Here is a 5,909-nt window from a genome sequence, read left to right as displayed (position 1 = left end):
AGTGTTGCGTCCCCGGATCGATTTCTTCTTTATCACAAGCCAACGATACATACTTGCGATCGATCCCGCGTTTAATTACCTCTTCTTCCAACCACTCTAAATAAGGCTCAAAATCTGCTTCTTCGTCGATTAATTCATCGAACGTCATACAACTCAGCTTTTCATTTTCTGACTTCTCCAATTCATCCCGCACTGCTGGAGCAATGCGCCGATTGACAATTAACCAGCCTTCATCTGTTCTATGTCTATCTACCGATGCTTGTAAAGCCTGTAAATCTCTAACCTTAGCTTCAGATTGAACGCCACGAATTAAGATTCGATCGAATCTGCCCCGTCGTACCGGAATCCGAATAATAAACTCACAATATTCTGGCTGTAAATCCTGATATTCTTCAAATTCATACCGCAAAGCTGTTAGCCAGTCATGAATCTGTTTGGCTATTTTCAGCCCGTTGAAGTCATCTAATTTATTAGCTGCTGGTTGTCGAGGATCGTTAACATCTCGATCGTCCTGTTCTACTACCGTTTGCCAATCAACATCCACCGCCTTACAAATAGCAACAAAATTCTCGTATTTGATTGTTTGTCGCGCCCAAAATTTATCTGAACTCGATCGACTAATGTTACCTGCTGCTTCTAAAAATAGTGGTGCTGATTTATTCCAGCCTTTTTTCTTCCGAGCATCATCTACTATTTTCAAACCTTGTTCAGATGCTGTGAGAGTAAGAGCCATAGCGATCTATCGAGAATTTAATAATTTGCTTTTAGTTTGCTTTTGTTTTGCTGGCGATGCTTGTTTTTTGCTCTCAAAGCAAACGTTATGCAAAAAGCAAGGAGTAGAAAGAAGTGGAAATTTTATGATTGCTGTTGTTAACTTAATCGAGCAATCAAAAATGAAAAACGAACAGAATCGACCAATTGAGATCGTTCCAGTCGAGCCGAACTATCCCGATCTAATTCATTCAAAACATCTCAATTCGACTCACTCGATCGACATTGTAGTTCTATTTGCTTTGCTAACTGGCATTAACAAACTATGGAGATCGATCGGTCAACTGCGGAAACAAGGGAAACTTAGCCCTAAACTAGTATTCCCAATTTTTAGCGCACTTTGGGCAATTTGGAAGGCGATCGAACAGATGAACGATGGGGAGTAGGATCGTATCTAAAATATTAGTGCTAGGATGGGTCGATCGACCCACCCCGCCCTACGGGCACCCCTCCGTTCGCGAAGCGTCTGCCTGCGCAGAGGAGGGGATTTTTCTTCCAGGTTTCTCTTGGGCGGGGTTATTTAGTGGGATTCGAGATCTTCGACGAATTTGGGGATGGCGGCGGTGAGGACTTCGTTGCCGGTGGATGTGATGAGGACATCATCTTCGATGCGGATGCCGATGCCTTTCCAGCAGTCGTCGATTTTGGGTTGTCCTTCGGCGGGTTCGATGTCGGGGGAGATGTAGATGCCGGGTTCGACGGTGATGATGTTGCCGGGTTGGAATTGGTACCAGGTTTCGGCTCCGTGCATGTAGATTCCGGCGTCGTGGACGTCTAAGCCGAGCCAGTGTCCGGTGCCGTGCATGTAGAAGTTTTTGTATTTGCCTTCTTCGATGAGGGTGTTAACATCGCCCGCGAGGAGTTCGAGTTGGACTAAACCTTCGGTGATAATTTGGACGGAGGTGTGGTGGAAGTCTTTCCAGGTGGTGCCTGGTTTGACTTGTTCGATACTCGCCATTTGCGCGTCGAGGACTAGTTCGTAGATGATTTTTTGTTCGGTGGTGAATTTCCCGTTGACGGGGAAGGTGCGGGTGACGTCGGAGTTGTAGTAGCCGACGGAGCAGCCTGCATCGATCAGGAGTAAGTCGCCGTCTTGGAGGGTGCTGTTGTTGTCGATATAGTGGAGGATACAGGCGTTGGAGCCGGATGCCACGATCGAAGGATAGGCTACGCCCATCGCGCCATTTTTGCGGAAGATGTATTCGATTTCGGCCTCGATTTCCGATTCTTTAACGCCTGGTTTGGCGATCTGGCGGGCGCGTTCGTGGGCGAGGGCGGCGATGCGGGCAGCTTCGCGCATTAAATCTAGTTCGGCGGGACTTTTCACCTGCCGTAGGGGGTGGAGGGTGAGGAAGGGATCTTCGATCGCGACTGGCCCCGTGCCGCGTTTACCATACGATCGGAGCAATCTTTGCCAATGGGTAATAACTTTGCCGTTAAGCTGTTCGTCGCGCCCCATGTGGTAATAGATTTTGTCGCCTTTTTCTAGATATTGGGGGAGTTTTTCGTCGAGTTCGCTAATGAGATGGGCTTCATCGGCACCATATTTCTCTTTGGCGGCATCGACGCCGACGCGGTAGCCCGTCCAGATTTCTTTTTCGCGTTCTTTGGGTTGAACGAAGAGGATAAATTTGTGTTCGTCGTGGTGGGGGGCGATGACGGCAACGGCGTGGGGTTCGTTGAAGCCAGTCAGATAGTAGAAGTCACTCTCTTGGCGATAGATGTATTCGACATCGTTGTGCATGGTAGCCATGGGCGCGCTCCCAAATATCGCGGTGCCATTGCCAATTTTTGCCATTAACTGTTCCCGACGCTGGCGGTATTCTGCTTGCATGTACTTCTAACCTATGCTGACTATATTGTTATCTTAGCAATCATGGCTAATTTACAGCACTTTCCAGTTATATGGGGTAGGTTATTGGGGAGAAGAGCGAGGAGCGGGGAGCGAAAAGTGCTTCACTTGGGGAAACCCCAAGTGAAGCACCGTTTCAAGACAGGGGAAAAGATTGTATTTCGCAATTCAGGAAAGTACTGTATGGACTAGAGATCGATCTGGAAGTATGGCTCGATCCTGGAGATGCACTGTTTTGGATCGTCGGAAGATGTCATGTTTTGAGGCTAGCTACAGGCGAGTCTGGCAATTTCGCCAGCTAGCGTGCCTCGGGGATAGCCGCCGCCATTGGGCAACCAGTCCAGCTCGTAGGCATCTGATTTGACTTGATAGGGATTGCAGGAAGCGATCGATCGATATTTTTTGGAATCTGCTGTCGTACTCAGCCAGAACGAGACAAATCTCCAGCCATCTTCGGTAGTCTCCAGACGATCGTCTAAATCGATTTGATAAACGACGCCATTGTCGGCACGAACGGTGGCAATACTCTCGGCGGCGGCGATGCTGGGAAGTCCCAAAACAACAGTAGCGATCGATAACGAACCAAACAGATAAGACTTGAATGACATAAAACCTCCGCGATGGTTGCGATCTTGGTGTGTAGTTAGCTGCGATGTCAATGAACTAAGCTGCGTCCGGGTTTTGACTTCGCATTTACGTTAATTGGGAGGATCGGGGAGAATTATGCACGATCGAATCGATCGATTTAATCAAAATATAACACTTTCCCTTACTATGAAGTACGTTATTAGTTGAGAAGAGGGAGCGGGGGAAGATCGGACTTGGTAATGTTGGAAAGTGCTGTATATAGCAACCGCCAAGGCTGTTAGGACACAGCGATTGAAATCACGGATGCAATCACGCGGAGGTTTCCTCCGAATGTGTTGCACCAAGCAGCCGCTCGGAATGCAAAGTCCGCCTGTCTTGTCTCGCATAATCCGGGAGGAAACCTCCCGGTTGCGAGCCGCTGCGCGGACTAATCAAAAAAACGTCCTAATGAACTTGGCGACTGCTATATCTACAAAAGCTTGGTAAATGAGCTGTCGATCGGTTGTCAGCGCACACTTACCAATCAATCGCTTTTATAATAAAGCTCGATTCTGTTCTGGTGATTGCCAAATTTTAATAATATCGATGCGTATCAAAAATCTGTTTAAAGTCCTAATTACTAGCTTGATTTGTTGGCAAATTGCCGTGCAGCCCAGTACTGCACTGCTTCAATCCAAATATTACAGTTATCGCCAGCCTAGCTTTGACGGGACGGGTAAAGTCTACATGGGGAGGGAAATTGCTCAGGTGATGGGGCATCAGGGTGCTGGCTGGCTGGAACGGGTCGATCGCGCGACAGAGGAGCAACCTCAGAAAATGGCTGCTGCTCTGGAATTAAAATCTACAGATGTTGTCGCGGATATTGGGGCAGGTACGGGCTATATTTCACAGCTAATCGCGAGGCAGGTACCAGAGGGGAAAGTGTTAGCAGTCGATGTGCAGCCAGAAATGGTGGCGTTGTTGAAGCAGCGCATTCAAGCCAAAAAAATTGCGAATATCGAACCGCGATTGGGTACGGAACAAAGTCCCGAACTACCGCCAGCGAGTATCGATCTGGCAATTATGGTCGATGCTTATCATGAGTTCAGTTATCCCCAGGAAATGATGAGCGGAATTGTGTCAGCACTCAAACCGGGCGGACGGGTGGTATTGGCTGAATATCGGGGTGAAGATCCGAAAGTTTTTATCAAGCCGCACCACAAAACCACTCAAAAACAGATCCAGCGCGAAATGAGTGCGGTGGGATTAAAGTTACTCAAAAATGACAGCGTTTTACCTCAGCAACATTTGTTCTTTTTTGGCAAGTCTTAGCGGCTGTATAGCAAGTATCGGCGATCGATCGGGGCACTCTAGAGATATTAACCAGTAATAGCTCGCAGGGTGTTGGGAAATGACTAAATTTACGGGATTGGCGATCGGGGTGGGGTCTTTTGCTGGCACTGTGTTGGGGAGTTATATTCCCAGTATGTGGGGTGAAGATTCCCTATCTTTAATGGGGATTATTTTTAGTATTATCGGGGCGATCGTCGGCATCTTATTAGGGTATCAATTATCCAAGCGGTTGGGTTTGGGCTAAGGATCCCTTGACGATTACCGACCGTAGGCTATGCCAACGATCGTGTCGATCTCTCCCCTGGCGATCGGTTAACTTAAGTCAAAGGACGTACGGGAGATTGAGAATATGCAAACTCGCAAACTAGGCGATCGCGGACTGGTAGTTTCGGCTCTGGGTTTGGGCTGTATGGGGATGTCGGGGGTATATGGAGCGGCGGATGAGGCTGAAGCGATCGATACCATTCACCAATCGATCGATCTGGGTTGCACGTTTCTCGATACGGCGGATGCTTATGGCAAGGGACATAATGAAACGCTGATTGGTAAAGCGATCGGCGATCGACGGGAGCGGGTCGTTATTGCTACTAAGTTTGGGTTGAGCGATGTCAGTCAGGGTGGCTATACGATTCCTGTCAATGGTCGGCCAGAATATGTGCGATCGGCTTGCGAAGCTAGTTTAAAACGTTTGGGCGTGGAGACGATCGATTTATATTATCAACATCGCGTCGATCCGCAAACACCGATCGAAGAGACGATTGGGGCGATGGCAGAACTAGTTCGGGAAGGTAAAGTCCGCTATTTGGGCTTGTCCGAGGCATCTGCCCAGACAATTCGCCGCGCTCATGCCGTGCATCCGATTGCCGCTTTGCAAAGCGAATATTCACTCTGGAGTCGGGATGTCGAGGCGGGAATTTTAGCTACTTGTCGGGAACTAAAGATCGGGTTTGTGCCTTGGAGTCCCCTCGGACGCGGCTTTCTGACTGGGCAAATTAAAACTTTTGACGATTTAGAAGCTAATGACTGGCGACGCGTCTCACCGCGATTTCAGGGTGAGAATTTTCAGCGTAATTTGGACTTGGTGGCGCAGGTGCAGCAGATGGCGGCAGCTAAAAATTGTACGCCCGCTCAGTTGGCGATTGCCTGGTTGCTCCAGCAAGGTGAGGATATCGTGCCGATTCCTGGTACGAAGCGAGTTTCTTATTTGCTCGAAAATCTCGGTGCTTTGGAGGTGAAGTTAACTACTGACGAACTCGATCGGATCGATGCGATTTTACCTCAAGGGGCGGCATCGGGCGATCGCTATCCGGCGGCGATGATGCAAATGGTCGATCTTTAGGGGCTGTTGGGTTTCATTCTTCAACCC

General features: G+C 48.6%; 6 protein-coding genes and 1 pseudogene. 4 read left to right on the top strand and 3 right to left on the bottom strand.

The features are described from left to right. Positions 1-733 (bottom strand): annotated as a pseudogene (locus RMO84_RS08300) (hypothetical protein); the annotation flags it as partial. A gap of 160 nt (positions 734-893) precedes the next feature. Between RMO84_RS08300 and RMO84_RS08295 the strand changes: the two are divergent. Continuing rightward, the gene (locus tag RMO84_RS08295) at positions 894-1,157 is read left to right on the top strand and encodes a hypothetical protein (RefSeq protein ID WP_310487994.1); all 264 of its coding nucleotides are present in this window, start codon (positions 894-896) and stop codon (positions 1,155-1,157) included. Between the two features lie 134 nt (positions 1,158-1,291). On the opposite strand, the gene RMO84_RS08290 is transcribed toward RMO84_RS08295, so the two are convergent. Together RMO84_RS08290 and RMO84_RS08285 are read right to left on the bottom strand one after the other, a co-directional pair. Then, on the bottom strand, positions 1,292-2,605 hold the full coding sequence (locus RMO84_RS08290) for an aminopeptidase P N-terminal domain-containing protein (protein WP_310487993.1): 1,314 nt from the start codon (positions 2,603-2,605) through the stop codon (positions 1,292-1,294). A 284-nt stretch (positions 2,606-2,889) separates the two neighbouring features. Then, positions 2,890-3,231, bottom strand: a complete 342-nt coding sequence (locus tag RMO84_RS08285; RefSeq protein WP_310487992.1) for a hypothetical protein — start codon at positions 3,229-3,231, stop codon at positions 2,890-2,892. Between the two features lie 565 nt (positions 3,232-3,796). Between RMO84_RS08285 and RMO84_RS08280 the strand changes: the two genes are divergently transcribed. From RMO84_RS08280 to RMO84_RS08270, 3 genes are all read left to right on the top strand, one after another. Continuing rightward, entirely contained in the window at positions 3,797-4,522 is a 726-nt protein-coding gene (locus RMO84_RS08280; protein WP_310487991.1) for a class I SAM-dependent methyltransferase, read from the top strand. A gap of 79 nt (positions 4,523-4,601) precedes the next feature. Next, on the top strand, positions 4,602-4,787 hold the full coding sequence (locus RMO84_RS08275) for a hypothetical protein (RefSeq protein ID WP_310487990.1): 186 nt from the start codon (positions 4,602-4,604) through the stop codon (positions 4,785-4,787). A 105-nt stretch (positions 4,788-4,892) separates the two neighbouring features. Continuing rightward, positions 4,893-5,882: an aldo/keto reductase gene (locus RMO84_RS08270; protein ID WP_310487989.1), complete on the top strand. Its 990-nt coding sequence runs from the start codon at positions 4,893-4,895 to the stop codon at positions 5,880-5,882. Positions 5,883-5,909: the final 27 nt, after the last annotated feature.

Source organism: Chamaesiphon sp. VAR_69_metabat_338 (assembly GCF_031423935.1).
In the GTDB taxonomy this organism is placed as follows: domain Bacteria; phylum Cyanobacteriota; class Cyanobacteriia; order Cyanobacteriales; family Chamaesiphonaceae; genus Chamaesiphon.
Note: the sequence above shows the minus strand (reverse complement) of the source record. Positions and strands in the feature narration are given on the sequence as shown.